The sequence below is a fragment of the Algiphilus sp. genome (genome assembly GCF_965216485.1).
In the GTDB taxonomy this organism is placed as follows: domain Bacteria; phylum Pseudomonadota; class Gammaproteobacteria; order Nevskiales; family Nevskiaceae; genus Algiphilus.
The window spans coordinates 2,542,857-2,559,198 of record NZ_OZ244162.1; the positions used below are offsets into that span (position 1 = coordinate 2,542,857).

Sequence of the window (16,342 nt, forward strand, 5' to 3'; positions counted from 1 at the left end):
TCAGTCTACCTTGCGCCGACGGCGCACAGGCAGCGCGCACTATCCTACTTTGGGCGAGTGACCGCTTCCTCTAGCATGCGTTGCAAATCCCCTTGTTCATAAAGATCCAGGGTGATGTCGCAGCCCCCGACAAATTCCCCCTTCACGAACAGTTGCGGGAAGGTGGGCCAGTTCGCGTACTCCGGCAGAGCGTGGTAGATGTCCTCGTTCTCGTACACGTTGACGAAGGCAAAGGGCACCCCACAGCCGTTGAGGGCCGCCACCGCCCGTGCCGAAAAGCCGCACTGCGGAAAATCCGGTGTGCCCTTCATGTAGAGCAATACCGGGTTTTCCGCGAGCTGCTTGCGTATGCGTTCGTGCGCGTCCATAAGCGGTTCCTATAGCATGCGGAGCGTGGGCGCGGGAGTATAAGAAAATGCGCGCCTGCCTTGTTGCGTCCGGGCCGAGTGGCAATCACATTTGACGGCGCCGGGGGGCATTGGGGTTACACTGTGCGGGTATTCGCTTGACACCGTCGGTGCCCACGCTGCGCCGGACGAGCGTTCCAACACCCACTGCAGTGCTAAGGAGAAGTTCAATGGCTTTGACCCTCCCTGATTTGCCGTATCCGCGCGAGGCGCTCGAACCGCATATGTCGGCCGAAACCCTCGACTACCATCATGGCAAGCACCACAAGACCTACGTCGATACCGCCAACAACCTCATCAGCGGTACCGAGTACGAGCAGATGCCGTTGGAGGAAATCATCGTCAAGTCCTCCGGCAAGCTGTTCAACCAGACCGCACAGATCTGGAACCACAGCTTTTTCTGGCAGTGCCTGACACCCAGCCAGACGCAGCCCGGCAAGAAGCTGACCGATGCGCTGGTCAAGGAATTTGGCGGCATTGAGGACTTCAAGAAACTGTTCACGGAAACCGCCATTGGTACCTTCGGCTCAGGCTGGGCCTGGCTGGTCAAGAAGCCGGATGGCTCGCTTGCCGTGACCTCGACCTCCAACGCCGGCACCCCGCTCACCGACGGCGACCGCGCCCTGCTCACCTGCGATGTCTGGGAACATGCCTACTACATCGATCATCGCAATGCGCGCCCCAAGTATCTGGAAGCCTTCTGGCAGCTGGTGAACTGGGAGTTCGTCGAGCAGAACCTCGGTTGAAGCGCCGCTAACCAACCCGCTTAATGAGGGGCCGCGCGCTGCGCGGCCCTTCTATTCACGGCTTTGCCATGTCCTCCATCCACCACTTCCTCCGCCTGACGGATCTTTCCCAGCAGGCGGCCGAGGCGCTGATTCAACGCGCCATCGAACTCAAGCAGCACCCCGACCCTACACACCGCCCCCTGCTCGGCCAGACGCTGGCCATGGTTTTCGCCAAGAGCTCGACGCGGACGCGGGTCAGCTTTGAGGCCGCCATGGCTCAGCTCGGGGGCCACGCCATCTTCCTGTCCCCCCGCGATACCCAGCTGGGCCGCGGTGAACCGGTGCAGGACACGGCGCGTGTGCTGTCGTCGATGTGCAATGCCATCATGGTGCGCAATGATTCGCAGGCCCAGCAGGAAGCCATGGCTGCCGTGTCGAGCGTTCCCGTCATCAACGCACTGTCCGAGCAATGCCACCCCTGCCAGCTGCTGGCGGATATCCAGACCATCGTCGAACACCGCGGCAGCGTCCGCGGCCTGACCGTGGCGTGGGTCGGAGACGGCAACAATGTCTGCCATTCCTGGCTGGAGGCGGCGCGGGTCTTCGACTTCCAGCTCCGTGTGGCCACACCGGAAGGGTTTGAGCCCGCCCCCCGCTGGCTGGATGTCGCCGGAGATCGCGCCCAACTGGTGCGCGATCCGGCGCAAGCCGTGGAGGGGGCGCAGGTCGTGGTCACCGATGTCTGGGCCAGCATGGGTCAAGAGGCGGAGCAGGAAGCCCGTACCAACGCCTTTGCCGGGTACTGCGTGGACGGCGCGCTGATGCGCCAGGCCGCCACGGACGCCATCTTCCTGCATTGCCTGCCCGCGCATCGCAGCGAGGAAGTCAGCGCCGACGTCATTGACGGCCCACAGAGCCGTGTCTGGCAAGAGGCCGAAAACCGGTTGCACGCTCAAAAGGCGTTGCTCGAAGCATTGCTTGCGCCACCGGGCACGGCGGGCGCCGTTACACTCGACGCCTGAACTCACACCCAACGCGCCCTATCCCACACTGAGACCATGCCCGAACTACCCGCCCAGGACGATATCGACGCCATTGCTGCCCGCGCCATTGCAGAGGATGTCGGGGATGGCGACCCTACAGCGCAATTGGTGCCTGCGCGCGACACCAGCGGCAAATTGATTGCGCGGGAATCCTTCGTGCTGTGCGGCGTACCCTGGGCTGAATCGGTATGCCAACAGATCGATCCGGCCATCACCTTGCGCTGGGACGCCAAGGACGGGGATACCGTCAAGGCCAACGAGGCTTTCTGCACCATCAGCGGTCCCGCCGTCTCGCTGCTGATGGCAGAACGTACCATTCTTAATTTCCTGCAGACCTTGTCGGGGACATCCACGCTCGTGCGCCGTTTTGTCGAACGGGTGCGCGGCACCGACGCAAAGATCGTCGACACGCGCAAGACCCTGCCCGGTTTGCGCAGTGCGCAAAAGTACGCAGTGCGATGCGGCGGCGGACACAACCACCGGATGGGGCTCTACGACGCCATCCTCATCAAGGAAAACCATATTGCCGCAGCGGGTGGCATCGCCGAGGCCATTCAGGCTGCGAAGGCGGTGGGCGGAGACCTTCCTGTCATGTGCGAGGCGGAGAATCTGAACGAAGTACAGGCGGCACTCGACGGCGCCGTCGACCTGCTGCTCTGTGACGATTTTGAAACCCACCTGCTCACCAAGGCAGTGGCCATGACCCGTGAATACCGCCGCTTCAACCGGGCGCAGACCATCATTGAAGCCTCCGGCGGCATCACGATCAACAACGTCCGCGATATTGCCGACACGGGCGTCGATCGTATTTCGATCGGCGGCTTGACCAAGAATGTCCAGGCAGCGGACATCTCCATGCGGCTCGACGATGCCAAAGCAACCGACAACCCCGGCCCGGTGCACTCCCTCAGCGTCAAGATGCGCTGATCCATCCTTGCGCAAGCCGCTCCGCCCGCGGTATTGGCTTGCCTTGCCGTTGCTTTGGCTGTGCGCCTACCAGGCGCATGCGGTTGAAACACGCCTTCCTGTCACCCTGGACGACGGCACTCGGCTGGAGGCACGTTTCGTCCTCCCCGAGGGGGGCAACCCGCCCTACCCCGCGGTGATGCTCTTCGGCGGCCTCGAAACCGGGGCGCAAGCGATCAATCTGTTGCCCGGCTTTGACGCCTCGATTGCCTTTGCCAGCTTCGACTACCCCTACACGCCGCCGCGCAAGTTCCGGCTGTGGAGCGATCTGGGCGAGCTTCCGAAGGCGCGCAAGGCTATCGGACGCACCATCGAGGGTGTGGGTGCCCTCTATGAGGCGTTGGCAGCCCACCCCATGGTCGACCCCCAGCGCATTACCGTGGTCGGTGCCAGTCTGGGCGCCCCTTTCGCCGTCATCGCCGCTGGCCAGCATCCCATTCCGGGGGTGGTCTCGGTCCAGGGCTTCGGAGCCCTGGAGGATGTCATCGCCCATCAGTTCCACCGCGCGTGGGGGGAGGACTACGGTGTGATCGGTCGCTGGGCCGGCACCCTGGTGGCCAAGTTGATCACCTGGTACGCCGACCTGCCGTCTCCGGAGATGCACGCCAAACAGCTGCGTGCCAGCCAGCACGCCCTCGTCATCGTCAGCCGCGACGACAAGCGGATTCCGAAGGTGGCCAGCGAAGCGCTGTGGCAAGCCGTGCAGGAATCATCGGCGCAGGCGCAACGCATCGAACTCGAAGGTGGCCATCTCTATACCGGCGCCGATGTCCTGATCGAGCAGCTGCTGAGGCTCACCTTGGATTGGAAGCAGAACGTCGGCCTGCTGAAGTAAGGCCATACCGGGGGTCTGTCAGACGTGACGCGGCCCACCCTGGTCGGACCCTTCGAAAAAGGACTGCAGGCAGCGGGCCATCTCGGCACCGGCCTCAAGTGGGACGCCATGGCGCGCGTCTGGGAAGCAGTAGAAGTGACCATCCGGCACGGACTCGGCGTAGCGGCGCATATCCTCAACCGGAAAGTAGTCGTTGCCGGAAGCAAGGATGGCGACCGGCATGACCAGTTCGTGCAGTCGTTCGACGGCCGACCATTGGGTCAAGGCAAGCAGACTGGAGAGGTACACCCAACGCTGGTTGGCCGCAGCGCGCGCTTCGATGAAACGTCGCAGTTCCGCCTGCTCCGGCTTCGGGAACATGCGGCGTCCCATGATCTGCCCCAGGCGACGCGGCCCGAGCACGGACATGGTCGCCAGCCGCAGGCCGATTTCGAACCACTCGCGGAGCCGTGTCGGCCGGAAGGCGGGCACGCTGTTGGCGATGGTCAGACTCCGAACACGCTCCGGTACGCAGAGCGCGAGCTCTACTGCCACCGCGCCGCCCATGCTGTGCCCCACCACATGGGCCTGACGAATATCCTGGGACTCCATAAGCGCCAGTACGTCTTGGGCCATGATGTCCGGACGGTAGGGGCCTGGGCCCCGCGGGCTGTTTCCATACCCGCGCAGGTCTGGCGTGAAGACCTGGTACGACTTGGCCAGCCTTGGGGCCACGTCCCGCCAATCCTGATGGCTGGCCCCCAAGCCGTGAATCAGCAGGACTGAAGGCCCGTTGCCCGCTTCAGGGCAGTGCAGCGCCACCGGCGCGTCACTCACCTCGCCGCCCCGGGAAGGGAGGTCCGCGGGAGCCCTGCCGCACCGTGGTCGAGCTGGCAGTCACACAAGGCATAGAGCCCGCGCGGATCGGCCGGGATCAGCGCTAGGCTGGCGGCCTGCGCGCGCCCCTGCAGATGGCTGCGCGCCCATCCCGCCAGCCATGCGTCCATCCCGGTGCCGCTTAACGCAGCATAGGCGCGACCGGACCAGAACTGGAGTGCATCCATCAGCCGTGGCTGCGGGGTGGCCGGCGTGGTCACGCGGTACTCCCCTTCTGTGAGCCCGGCGAGTTCCGCGGCACGATCAATAGCCAGATCAAGCCCGCCGAGACGATCGACGAGACCGCGCTCCAGTGCCTGCGTGCCGCTCCACACCCGCCCCTCCGCGATGTCTCGCACCGTCTCGATCGGAAGTTCGCGACCTGCCGCGACCCGTTCGACGAAAGAGGCATAGGCGTGCTCCACGCCGCTCTGGAAGACGCGTTCCAGATTCTCGTCCAGAGGCTGGTCCGGCCGGAGCTTGCCGGCCAGCGGCGTGGTGCCGATGCCGTCCGTATGCACACCGATCTTTTCGAGGCCTTGATCCACGCTCATCCACAGCCCGAAGACGCCAATGGAACCGGTGATGGTGGCATCGTAGGCAACGATGTCGTCGGCATCCATGGAGACCCAGTACCCGCCGCTGGCGGCTTGGGACGCCATCGAAGCGACCACGGGCTTGCCCGCCTCCTGAACCTCAAGCACGGCGCGGCGGATACGTTCGGAAGCCAGCACGCTGCCGCCGGGCGTATCGACACGCAGAATCACCGCGCGCACTTTGTCGTCGCGGCTGGCACGCAGCAGTTGGTCGGCAATGGCATCCCCGCCGGCGGTGCCGGGCTCGCCAAAACCGTCGACGATCACGCCTTGCACGTGAATCTTGGCGATTCTTGACCCGGTAGAGGCTGCGGCGGCCTGCTCATCCGTGGCCCGCAGATAATGGCGGAAGTGGATTTGGCGGAAGCTGCCATGACCATTCTCGGCCATCCCCACCACCTCGCCCATGCGTTCGCGGAAATCCTGCAGGCTTTCGAGACGGTCCACGATGCCGGCTTCGGCCACGGTAGCCGCCAGATCGCCGCCCGCCGCCTCCAACCGCGCGGGCAGGTCCGACAGCATGGCCGGCAAGGTCTCTCCCACGGTCTCGCGCACGGCGCTCGCGCGCTCAAGATAGGCGGTCCAGAGATCATCCAGCCATGCCGCGTTGGCATCGCGTGCGGCGTCGCTCATGTCATTGCGGATGAAGGGTTCCACCGCGGACTTGTATTCGCCGACCCGAAAGACGCTGACGGTGATGCCGAGACGGTCGAGCAGCTCCGCAAAGTAATTGGGATACACCGAGTATCCCTCTACCCAGATGCCACCGAAGGGATCGAGGGCAATCTCGTCCGCCTGTGCCGCCAGGGCGTATTGCGGCTGCGTGAGCATGTCAGCCCAGACGTAGATCTTCTTGCCGGAAGCACGGAAGCGCTCGGCGGCACGGGCCACCTCGTCGATGCTGGCCAGCCCGGCCTGACGCAGTTCATCCAGCTTGAGTACGGCAAAGGCGATGCGGTCGTCCGCGCGCGCGCGGTCGAAGGCATCCACCACGCTGGCAACGCTGGTCTGCAGCGGAGGCTCCCCGGTCCAGCGCTGCATGAGCTGTTGCACTGGATCGGCGTCGACATGCTCGACCAGGGCGCCGGTTGGCGCGATGACCAGTCCGACGTTGTCTTCAACCTGCACGGAGGGCCCGCCGCTGAGCAGCATCCAGCCCAGGAAGGCACCGAACAGGAGGCTCAGGATGAAGAGCGCGCGATACAGGAAGGAGAATACGGCCGCGATGCGGCCGAAGAGTCTGCGTAGGGGGCCCTTCTGGCGGGTCGCTTCGTTCACGATGTCCATTCCGGTGGCGCTGCAAGCCTGGGCCGCAGCGATTGATAAAAAGTCCCTATGCGGGAATTAGTTTCTACGGGATTGCCCTGGCGCGCGGAAGTTCCTAAGCTTGCGGCGCATTGCGGAGGTCCCGCACCCCTTTTCGTACCGAATTTCACGACACTGTAAAGGAGCAATCATGAGCGTACTTGTTGGCCGTCAGGCACCCGATTTTACCGCCGCAGCCGTTTTGGGCGATGGGAGCATCACCGAAGAGTTCAAGCTCTCCGATCAGCGCGGCAAGTACACCGTTCTGTTCTTCTGGCCGCTGGACTTCACCTTCGTGTGTCCGTCGGAAATCATCGCGCACGACAACCGTCGCAGCGCGTTCGAGGAGCGCAATGTGCAGCTGATCGGCGTGTCCATCGACAGTCAGTTCACGCACTTCGCCTGGCGCAACACCCCGGTCGACAAGGGCGGCATTGGTCAGGTTGGCTTCCCGATGGTTGCCGACGTGCAGCATGAGATCTCCCGCGCCTACGGCATCGAGCATCCGCAGGCCGGTGTGGCCTTCCGCGCCTCCTTCCTGATTGACAAGGAAGGTCTGGTACGCCACCAGACCGTGAATGATCTGCCGTTGGGCCGCAATGTGGACGAAATGCTGCGCGTGGTCGACGCCCTGCAGTTCCACGAACAACATGGCGAAGTCTGCCCGGCCGGTTGGCAGAAGGGTCAGGAGGGCATGAAGGCGGACGCTGCCGGCGTCGCCGACTATCTGGCCAAGAACGCCTCCAACCTGTAAGGCGACGAAGGCCGCGCTCTTCACAGGCGCGAAACGCCCGGGGACGGCTTTCGCCGCCCCGGGTTTTTTATGCCCTGAACTCGCCGTTTATTCTCTTCTAAGGATTCTGTCTCATGAGTGACACGCAGCATCATCGACTGATCATCCTGGGCTCCGGTCCTGCGGGCTACACCGCTTCGGTGTATGCCGCACGCGCCAACCTCAACCCCTGCCTGATTACCGGCCTCGAAGTCGGCGGTCAGCTCACGACAACCACCGACGTTGACAACTGGCCGGGTGACATCGAAGGCCTGCAAGGGCCGGATCTGATGGAGCGCATGCGCAAGCATGCGGAGCGCTTTGGCACGCAGATCACCTATGACCACATCAATAGCGTCGACCTGTCGAAGGCTCCCTACACGCTGACCGGAGATGTCGGCACCTACAGCTGTGACGCCCTGATCATCAGCACCGGGGCCTCGGCCATGTACCTTGGCCTGGAGTCGGAAGAAGCCTTCAAGGGCAAGGGCGTCTCCGCCTGCGCCACCTGCGATGGTTTCTTCTACAAGGGCGCCGACGTTGCCGTCATCGGCGGAGGCAACACCGCCGTGGAAGAGGCGCTCTATCTGGCCAACATCGCCAACAAGGTCTATTTGGTGCATCGCCGTGACAGCCTGCGCGCGGAAAAGATCCTCCAGGAAAAGCTCTTCGAGCGCGAGCGCGAAGGCAAGGTGGAGGTCATCTGGAATCGGACCTTGGACGAGGTGCTGGGCAACGAACAGGGCGTGACCGGCGCTCGCCTCAAGTCGATGAAGGACGAAGCAACCCGCGACCTCGAGGTCACCGGTATCTTCATCGCGATCGGGCACAAGCCGAATACCGACCTCTTCCAGGGGCAGCTCGACATGAACAACGGCTACATCAAGGTGCGTTCCGGAACCGAGGGCAACGCCACCGCGACCAGTATCAAGGGCGTATTCGCGGCCGGTGACGTCATGGATCATGTCTATCGGCAGGCAGTCACCTCCGCCGGTACCGGCTGCATGGCGGCACTGGACGCCGAGAAGTACCTCGACCAGCTAGACTGAAGCTTCCGGCGCCGAACGGCGGGTCGGCGCCCTTTTCAGTGGTGGTGTGCATGGACCAGACCCTGTATTGCAACCTGACGTCACCCTACGCACGCCGCGTGCGTGTCCTACTCCGGGAACTCGGCCTGGAGCACGACGTTCAGGAGGAAGTGGTCGATCCATTCGCCTCACCGCGTAATCTGCTCGACCGCAACCCCCTTTCCAAGATCCCGGTGCTGGTCACCGGCGCCGGTCTCACCCTGCCCGACAGCGGGCTGATCATGGCTTTTTTGCTCGACGGCACCGAGGACAGTGATCAGGGCTGGCCTGCCAGCCGCGGGGATTGGTCGGCCGCGACCGAGGTCACCCTGGCGGAGGGGGTGATCGACGCCGCAGTGGCCATCGTGATGGAAAATCGACGCCCCGAAAGCATCCGGTTCCCGGAGCAGATCGATCGGCAGGTCGCTACCATCCGCCGCGTTCTGCCGCGCTTTGAACATCGCATCGGCGCCCAAGGCGGAACCGCCTCGATCGCCGCGGACATCACCCTCGGGGTGGCGCTCGCCTATCTTGATTTTCGTACGCCGTGGCTGAACTGGCGGGATGATCATCCCTGTCTCGACCGCTGGCTCAGCGAATGGGTGACGCGGCCTGCCATGCAGGCCACGAAGCCGCCCGACGGGCCGTACTAGGCAGCGCCCCAGCGCCGCGTCGACCTACTCGCGCGCGGCGCGCGCCGCCTTCAGTGCATTGCGGGCGGCTTTCACGCTCTGCACACAACCTTCGAAGTTGCGCGTGGCCTGTTGCGTCTGGGCCTCATTCACGTGCATTCCCGCCTGGACAATCGCGCGCTCGTATTTCCGGGCGCCATTCTCCGCGTTGTGCATCGCACGATAGGTGTTGTAGACCTCCTCCACGCCGCTGTTGCACTGCTTCTCCGCGCTACAAGCACTCAACACAATACAAGCGGCTATACATGCGCTGAAGCGCATTGTCTTCATCACGATCGTTCTCCCCAGACGACCCTTTTCCCGCCATCCTACTGCCATCCGCCATCCGTGGACAGTGGCAATGGCGCACACACGACAAAAGCCGCGCGAGGGTTTCGCCCTCGCGCGGCCTGGAACCACGACTGCGACGTGTGCCGCGCGGGGCGGCTACACCGCTACTTCTGCGTCAGGCGCTCCTTGATGCGCGCCGCCTTACCGCGCAGGTTGCGCAGGTAATAGAGCTTGGAACGTGCCACATCACCACGGCGCTTGACGAGAATCTCAGCAAGCTGCGGGCTGTAGGTCTGGAAGACGCGCTCCACCCCTTCACCGTGCGAAATCTTGCGCACGGTGAACGCCGAATGCAGGCCGCGGTTGCGCTTGGCGATCACGACACCCTCGAAGGCCTGCAGACGCTCGCGGTCCCCTTCCTTGACCTTGACCTTGACTTCAACGGTGTCGCCGGCGCGAAAGGCCGGCACTTCGCGCTGCATCTGCTCGGCTTCAAGCTGTTGGATGATATTGCTCATGCTTGTACTTTCCTGACTGATTGTTGCTGCTCGATAAAGTCGGCGAGCAACGCTTCCCATTCATCACACAACGTGACGCGCCCCAAGAGATCAGGCCGTTTCAACCACGTTGCACCCAATGCCTGCTGCAAGCGCCACTGTCGGATGCGCGCATGATCACCGGACAACAGAACCTCCGGTACCGATACGCCGCGCCATGACGCGGGGCGCGTATAGTGCGGGCAATCGAGCAAATCTTCAACAAAAGAATCTTCTTTTGCCGAATCTTTGTGACCCAGCACGCCCGGTAGCAAGCGCGCAACGCCATCGATGATGGCCATGGCCGCGAGTTCGCCTCCCGACAGCACGAAATCGCCCAGGCTGATTTCGATGTCGATGTGCGGCGTAATACGCTCGTCCAACCCCTCGTAACGCCCGCACAGCAGAATCATTGCCGGCAGCTCCGAGAGTTTCTGCAGCCATGCCTGGTTGAGTGGCGCGCCCTGCGGGCTCATCGCAATCACCGGCGCCTCCGCATGAATGCCTCTGGCGGCTTCGATGGAGGCCACCATCGGCGGGGCCTGCATGACCATTCCCGGACCACCCCCGAAAGGCCGATCATCGACGGTGCGATGACGGTTATCGGCATAGTCGCGCGGATTCCGCGTTGTCAGCCGTAACGCCCCTGCTTCGCGCGCAATACGAGGTACACCGGCACTAAGGCCCTGTTCCACCATTTCAGGGAACAGGGTGATGACCTCGACCTCCATGGGAACTACTCTTCTTCTTCGAGTTCCCAGTCGACCTCGATGCGTCGCGCCGGAATATCGACCTTCTTGACGATGGGCCCCTGGACGAAGGGCAGCATGCGTTCGCGCGAACCGGCCTTGACGACCATCACGTCCTGCGCTCCGGTTTCAAGCAGACGGTCAATGTGCCCCAGCACGGTTTCGTTGATGGTCACGACCTGCATACCGAGCAGATCCGCCCAGTAGTATTCGCCGTCTTCCGGCTCGGGCAACGAACTGCGCTCGATCTGGATTTCCTCGCCCACCAGTTCTTCGGCAATCTCGCGATCTTCGATACCCTTGAGCTGCACCACGAAGCCGCGCCCGCTGGCGCGATAGTCCAGGCGTGGCAACTCGACACCGCGGATCAACCACGGGCCATAGCTGAAAATATTCTCGGATGGGCGCGTGAAGGATTGCACGCGCACCCACCCGCGGACGCCGTGCACGCCCGTGATGCGGCCGAGCGTGACCCAGCGTTCTGTGAAAGGCTTACTGAAACCGTCCAATGTCTGCTCCGCTCGCGCGGGGCGCTCAGGCGGCAGCGCTCTCCGCCGGCGCAGAGGCAGAAGCTTTACGCGCCAGCGAAGTCACGCGCTCGGAAACCTGCGCGCCTTTGTTCCGCCATGCATCGAGTTTCTCGTGGTCGAGAACCAGTTCCTGCTCGGCTCCTCGTGCACACGGGTTGAAATACCCAAGCCGTTCAATGAAACGACCATCGCGCCGGCTACGGCTATCGGTCGCGACAATATGGTAAAAGGGACGCTTCTTTGAGCCGGTGCGGGAAAGGCGAATTTTGACCATTAAGTAACTTCTGTCCGATTGGGGCTGCTACTAAGTCGGCTATTGTAGCTTTATCCGCCGAAAGTTAAACCCCCCGAACGTACACGAAGTTGATGGTTGCCGGCATGGGCCGACCAAGCCCATGATCTGCAAGCGCTTTTTTGCGCAACCCGCGAATGACGCCAGCGTCACCGACGCTTCTTGCGCTTGTTCTTGCGGCTCTTGTTCTTGCCCGAGCGCCCGCCACCGGGCAGCCCGCCCATACCACCGCCCATCGCACTGAGATCCGGCATGGCGCCCGGCATGCCACCGGCCGCACCGCCTCCCCCGGTCAAGCCGCGCATCATGCGCGCAAAACCGCCGCCGCTGGCCTTCTTCATCATGTCGCGCGACTGCTCGAATTGGCGCAGCAAGCGGTTGACGTCCTGCACCTGCGTTCCGCTGCCGGCGGCGATGCGTCGACGATGCGATGCCTTGATCAGTGCCGGGTGACGACGCTCGCGCGCCGTCATGGAATTGATGATGGCGATGGACCGACCGATTTCCTTTTCCGGGTTCTGCTGAGCCAGCTTCTGCTGCATCTGCGCGCCACCGGGCATCTTCTCCAGCAGGCTGGCAATGCCGCCCATCTGTTCCATCTGCTGCATCTGCTCCCGGAAATCGGCGAGGTCGAAGCCCCCCTTCGAACGCAGCTTGCCGGCGAGCTTCTCGGCTTTCTCGCGGTCTACGCGCTCAACCGTCTCCTCGATCAGCGAAAGCATGTCTCCCTGACCGAGAATACGTGCAGCGACGCGGTCCGGATGGAAGGCTTCCAGCTTGTCGATCTTCTCACCGGCGCCCATGAACTTGATGGGCGCACCGGTCACCTCGCGCACCGACAGGGCCGCGCCGCCCCGGGCGTCGCCATCCACCTTGGTCAGCACCACGCCGGTGAGGGGCAGCCGCTCGGAGAAGGCGCGCGCCGTATTGGCGGCGTCTTGCCCCGTCATGCTGTCCACTACGAACAGTGTTTCCGCCGGCTTCAAGACGCCGTGCAGGTCACTGATCTCCTGCATCATCGCCTCGTCGATGCCGGTCCGACCGGCGCTGTCGACGATGAGCACATCGTAGACCTCGCGCACCGCCTGATCGTGGGCGCGCTTGGCAATGGCGGTCGGCGACTCGCCCGCTTCGCTGGTCAGGAAATGCACCCCGGCCTGCTCGGAGACGATGCGCAGCTGCTGAATGGCAGCGGGGCGGTAGACGTCGCAGGAGACGACGGCTACGGATTTCTTCTGCTGCTCGCGCAGGTAGCGCGCCAGTTTGCCGGTGGTGGTGGTCTTGCCTGAGCCCTGAAGCCCGGCCATGAGGATCACAACCGGCGGCTGGGCGCGCAGATTGAGAGGGGCATGCTCCTTGCCCAGAGTGACCGTGAGCTCGTCCTGCACAATGCGCAGAAACTGCTGGCCCGGTGTCAGACTCTTATTGACCTCCGCGCCGACGGCGCGCTCGCGCACACGGTCGATGAATCCGCGCACGACCGGCAAGGCCACATCGGCCTCGAGCAGCGCCATGCGCAGCTCGCGCGCCGCCTTGGCGACATCATCTTCACTAAGACGGCCTGCCCCGCTCAGGGACTGCAGGGCGGTGGAAAGGCGTTCGCTGAGGCTCTGAAACATCGTGACCGTGGGAATCGTTGCGGGACCGGACAGCGCGCTAGCCTACGACAATTTGGGTCTTCACCCCGTCATGCCCCCTTACAGATCGATGACATCGTCCATCTCGAGGTGCCGGAACTCCCAGCCCGCCAGTGCCTCGGCACATTGCGCTTCGATCAGCGCACCCCGTCCGGGTTTGTGGTGGGTGATATGAATCACTGGGCGGTGGCGCAGCTTGCGCAGTTCCTGCCCGAGGACGGCCGGTGTGTAATGGCGTGCAACCCGGCCGAGACGCTCCTGCTCATCGGAGTAAGCCACCTCGATGATCAAATGATCCAGCCGGTCCAATTTGTTGAGCGCGCGCCAGAAGGGCCCGCACGCGGTGGTGTCACCGGAATAGACCAGTGTCCCGCCGGCACATTCCACTGCGTAGCCGCAGGCCGGCACGGTATGCCGGGCGGGCAATGGCGTGAGCACTGCATCGTCAATGGCTACAGGCTTGCCCATGTGCACCCGACGCGTCTCGATGGTTGCCTTGTGCTCGCAGCCGAGCGAGGCAAAGTCGGGCCAGATCTGCCAGTTGAAAATATGCGCGCGCAACGCACCCAACACCGAGGCACGGGCATGGACGCGCAGCCCGGTGGCGCCGTGCGCGAAGCGTGTGTCCGCCAGAAAGGCGAGCCCGGCGATGTGGTCAAGGTGCGCGTGCGTGAGGAAGACGTGCTCGAGTGCCTGCATGTCGTCCAGCGACAACCGACCCACGCCCGTTCCGGCATCGATCAGGACGCGGCGACCCAGCGCGAAGGTCGTGGTATGACCTCCGGTGCCAAGCCCCCCACTGCACCCCAGGACTCGAAATTGCATAGACACCCCAGCCTCCCGCAGGGCATCGGCGCGGCTACCGTCAGAACGGCGCGCGACTCGTTACCATCCGAGTTCCAAGTGTACGCGACTCACCATCATGATCCCCGCCAGTCTTAGCCTGCTCGCCTACTGCATCGCCCTGCTGGGCGCACTGCGCGGGCATCGGAGCGCCCTTATGGCAGGGGGGATCGTGGCTGTGCTGCTGCACGCCACCGCCCTCGTCGGCGATCTGTTTGCTGACGGCCTGCTCCTTATCGGCGTGGTGGACGCCCTCTCTCTCGTATTCTGGCAAGCGGCCGTGCTCACTCTGCTCGCCTGGCGTCACCTGCCGATCACCGCGCTCACTTGTATGGTCTTCCCGCTCGCGGGCCTGGCTGCCATCGCTGCCGCCTGGCCCGAGGGCGCCCAGGCCGGCGAGGGCATTCACGACAACGCACTGAAGCTTCATGTCGGTCTGTCCGTATTTGCCGCTGGGCTCTTCACCCTCGCCGCCATGCAGTCGCTGCTGGTGGCGGTACAGAACCGCGCCTTGCACGGCGCGCATGACCCGCCTGCCCTTTTGCGCAGCCTGCCTCCCTTGCAGAGCATGGAGAGCGCCCTCTTCGGCGCCCTGTGGCTGGCCTGGGGCGTGCTGAGCGCTGCCTTGCTGACCGGCATCGTCTTTGTCGACGACCTGTTCGATCAGCACCTGGTGCACAAGACGCTGCTCTCGGTCACATCCTGGGCGGTCTTTCTGATGTTGCTCTGGGGGCACTGGCGCTATGGCTGGCGCGGCCGAACGGCACTGCGCTGGACCTGGACAGGCTACGCCGTGCTGCTGCTCGCCTACTTCGGTAGCAAATTCGTGCTCGAGGAACTGCTCGGGCAACGTTGGGGCTGATTTTGCGTAGGAAACCGTGCTGCTAGACGGCGGACGGCAAGGTCTCGCTACAATAGCCAACCCGACTGGCGAATTCTTCACTCTTGGACGACATTCCCTTATCGGCACTGTTCTCCTTCCTGGCAGTGCTGATCGTGTTATCCGGCTTCTTCTCCGGCTCCGAGACGGGCCTGATGACCATCAACCGGTATCGCCTCGCGCATCGCGCTCAGCAAGGCGACCGTGCTTCCCGCCTCGCCCACGGGCTGCTGCAGCGGCCGGACCGGCTGATTGGCCTGATCCTGCTCGGCAACAACCTGGTCAATATCCTCGCGGCCTCCACCGCCACGGTCATCGGGCTCCGGCTGTTCGGCGAGGCCGGCATCGCCATCGCATCCGGCGCCCTCACGCTGATCATCCTGTTGTTCGGCGAAGTCGCACCGAAGACCTTGGCCGCGCTGTACCCGGAGAGAGTGGCGCTCCCCGCCTCCTACGTGTATTGGGTGCTGATGCGCGTGCTGTGGCCGCTGGTATGGCTCGTGAACTTGGCCGGCAACGGCCTGCTCCGTCTGCTCGGTGTCAGTCCGGAAGACGCCGCAGAGCACAATCTGTCGTCCGAAGAGCTGCGTTCGGTGGTCGCGGAGGCCGGCGCCATGATTCCGCACCGCCACCAGACCATGCTGCTTTCCATCCTCGACCTGCAGAAGTCGACGGTCGAGGACATCATGATTCCCCGAAACGAGATCGTCGGCATCGATCTGGATCAGGGCGATGCCGAGATCAATCAGCAGTTGACGGGCTCGGAGCACACCCGGCTGCCGCTGTACCGCGGCTCCATTGATGAGCTGGTCGGCGTCATCCATGTACGCAACGTGCTCAAGCTCGCCTCCGCCCAGGAGGGCCCTCTGCGCGGCGAAGATCTGGCACGCACTGCCGTCGAGCCCTACTTCGTGCTGGAAGGCACACCGCTGAACCAGCAATTGCTGAATTTCCAGAATCAGAAGCGACGCATTGGCTTCGTGGTTGACGAATACGGCGACATTCAAGGCCTGGTCACCCTGGCCGACATCCTGGAAGAAATCGTCGGCGAGTTCACCTCCGATCCGGCGACCCGCATCCGCAATGTCTACCGCGATACCGACGGCAGTTACCTGATCCACGGCTCCGTCAGCGTGCGCAGTCTGAATCGCTCCCTTGGATGGAAGCTGCCCACAGCCGGACCTCGCACCGTCAACGGCCTGATCCTCGAATCGATGGAAACGATTCCCAAGCCCGGGGACCGGCTCGTGCTCAACACCTACAACGTGGAAATCACGGAAACGCGGGGCAATGCAGTGCGCACGGCGCGCGTGCGACCCACGCTCGGCTAGCCCCCGGC

At 63.6% G+C, this 16,342-nt stretch carries 19 protein-coding genes; 9 read left to right on the top strand and 10 right to left on the bottom strand.

Annotated elements, in window-relative coordinates; genetic code table 11:
* Window positions 1-44: 44 nt before the first annotated feature.
* The gene (grxD, locus tag ACOOFO_RS11825; protein ID WP_420426965.1) at window positions 45-368 is read right to left on the bottom strand and encodes a Grx4 family monothiol glutaredoxin; all 324 of its coding nucleotides are present in this window, start codon (window positions 366-368) and stop codon (window positions 45-47) included.
* 209 nt (window positions 369-577) lie between these two features.
* On the opposite strand from grxD, the gene ACOOFO_RS11830 reads away from it, so the two are divergent.
* The 4 genes from ACOOFO_RS11830 to ACOOFO_RS11845 all read left to right on the top strand — a co-directional run bounded on the left by ACOOFO_RS11830 (window position 578) and on the right by ACOOFO_RS11845 (window position 3,979).
* On the top strand, window positions 578-1,153 hold the full coding sequence (locus ACOOFO_RS11830; protein ID WP_420426966.1) for a superoxide dismutase: 576 nt from the start codon (window positions 578-580) through the stop codon (window positions 1,151-1,153).
* A gap of 68 nt (window positions 1,154-1,221) precedes the next feature.
* A complete protein-coding gene (gene argF, locus ACOOFO_RS11835) occupies window positions 1,222-2,157 on the top strand; it encodes an ornithine carbamoyltransferase (protein WP_420426967.1) in 936 nt (311 codons plus the stop codon).
* Between the two features lie 36 nt (window positions 2,158-2,193).
* Window positions 2,194-3,105, top strand: a complete 912-nt coding sequence (gene nadC / locus ACOOFO_RS11840) for a carboxylating nicotinate-nucleotide diphosphorylase (protein ID WP_420426968.1) — start codon at window positions 2,194-2,196, stop codon at window positions 3,103-3,105.
* A 7-nt stretch (window positions 3,106-3,112) separates the two neighbouring features.
* Entirely contained in the window at window positions 3,113-3,979 is an 867-nt protein-coding gene (locus ACOOFO_RS11845) for an alpha/beta hydrolase family protein (RefSeq protein ID WP_420426969.1), read from the top strand.
* An 18-nt stretch (window positions 3,980-3,997) separates the two neighbouring features.
* On the opposite strand, the gene ACOOFO_RS11850 is transcribed toward ACOOFO_RS11845, so the two are convergent.
* Window positions 3,998-4,795, bottom strand: a complete 798-nt coding sequence (locus ACOOFO_RS11850; RefSeq protein ID WP_420426970.1) for an alpha/beta fold hydrolase — start codon at window positions 4,793-4,795, stop codon at window positions 3,998-4,000.
* A complete protein-coding gene (gene sppA, locus ACOOFO_RS11855; RefSeq protein WP_420426971.1) occupies window positions 4,792-6,708 on the bottom strand; it encodes a signal peptide peptidase SppA in 1,917 nt (638 codons plus the stop codon). The genes ACOOFO_RS11850 and sppA overlap by 4 nt, the downstream gene beginning before the upstream one ends.
* Before the next feature lie 178 nt (window positions 6,709-6,886).
* Between sppA and ACOOFO_RS11860 the strand changes: the two genes are divergently transcribed.
* The 3 genes from ACOOFO_RS11860 to ACOOFO_RS11870 all read left to right on the top strand — a co-directional run bounded on the left by ACOOFO_RS11860 (window position 6,887) and on the right by ACOOFO_RS11870 (window position 9,227).
* Window positions 6,887-7,489 carry a peroxiredoxin gene (locus ACOOFO_RS11860; protein WP_420426972.1) on the top strand — a complete coding sequence of 201 codons (603 nt, stop codon included), beginning with the start codon at window positions 6,887-6,889 and terminating at the stop codon, window positions 7,487-7,489.
* Window positions 7,490-7,602: 113 nt separating this feature from the next.
* Entirely contained in the window at window positions 7,603-8,556 is a 954-nt protein-coding gene (gene trxB / locus ACOOFO_RS11865) for a thioredoxin-disulfide reductase (protein WP_420426973.1), read from the top strand.
* A 50-nt stretch (window positions 8,557-8,606) separates the two neighbouring features.
* A complete protein-coding gene (locus tag ACOOFO_RS11870) occupies window positions 8,607-9,227 on the top strand; it encodes a glutathione S-transferase family protein (protein WP_420426974.1) in 621 nt (206 codons plus the stop codon).
* 24 nt (window positions 9,228-9,251) lie between these two features.
* Here ACOOFO_RS11870 and ACOOFO_RS11875 read toward each other — a convergent pair whose 3' ends face one another.
* The 7 genes from ACOOFO_RS11875 to ACOOFO_RS11905 form a co-directional block, all read right to left on the bottom strand.
* A complete protein-coding gene (locus ACOOFO_RS11875; RefSeq protein WP_420426975.1) occupies window positions 9,252-9,539 on the bottom strand; it encodes a hypothetical protein in 288 nt (95 codons plus the stop codon).
* Window positions 9,540-9,700: 161 nt separating this feature from the next.
* Entirely contained in the window at window positions 9,701-10,054 is a 354-nt protein-coding gene (gene rplS, locus ACOOFO_RS11880) for a 50S ribosomal protein L19 (protein WP_420426976.1), read from the bottom strand.
* Window positions 10,051-10,803 (bottom strand): tRNA (guanosine(37)-N1)-methyltransferase TrmD, encoded by a 753-nt coding sequence (gene trmD / locus ACOOFO_RS11885; protein ID WP_420426977.1) that lies wholly within the window; start codon window positions 10,801-10,803, stop codon window positions 10,051-10,053. Before trmD ends, rplS begins: the two co-directional genes overlap by 4 nt.
* A 5-nt stretch (window positions 10,804-10,808) precedes the next feature.
* Window positions 10,809-11,330 carry a ribosome maturation factor RimM gene (gene rimM / locus ACOOFO_RS11890; protein WP_420426978.1) on the bottom strand — a complete coding sequence of 174 codons (522 nt, stop codon included), beginning with the start codon at window positions 11,328-11,330 and terminating at the stop codon, window positions 10,809-10,811.
* Window positions 11,331-11,355: 25 nt separating this feature from the next.
* A complete protein-coding gene (rpsP, locus tag ACOOFO_RS11895) occupies window positions 11,356-11,625 on the bottom strand; it encodes a 30S ribosomal protein S16 (protein WP_420426979.1) in 270 nt (89 codons plus the stop codon).
* A 167-nt stretch (window positions 11,626-11,792) separates the two neighbouring features.
* Complete coding sequence (ffh, locus tag ACOOFO_RS11900; RefSeq protein ID WP_420426980.1) at window positions 11,793-13,262, bottom strand: signal recognition particle protein; 1,470 nt, start codon at window positions 13,260-13,262, stop codon at window positions 11,793-11,795.
* Window positions 13,263-13,340: 78 nt separating this feature from the next.
* Window positions 13,341-14,105, bottom strand: a complete 765-nt coding sequence (locus ACOOFO_RS11905) for an MBL fold metallo-hydrolase (protein ID WP_420426981.1) — start codon at window positions 14,103-14,105, stop codon at window positions 13,341-13,343.
* Between the two features lie 97 nt (window positions 14,106-14,202).
* Between ACOOFO_RS11905 and ACOOFO_RS11910 the strand changes: the two genes are divergently transcribed.
* Window positions 14,203-14,985 (top strand): cytochrome C assembly family protein, encoded by a 783-nt coding sequence (locus ACOOFO_RS11910; RefSeq protein ID WP_420426982.1) that lies wholly within the window; start codon window positions 14,203-14,205, stop codon window positions 14,983-14,985.
* A gap of 83 nt (window positions 14,986-15,068) precedes the next feature.
* Entirely contained in the window at window positions 15,069-16,334 is a 1,266-nt protein-coding gene (locus ACOOFO_RS11915; RefSeq protein WP_420426983.1) for an HlyC/CorC family transporter, read from the top strand.
* Window positions 16,335-16,342 lie beyond the last annotated feature (8 nt).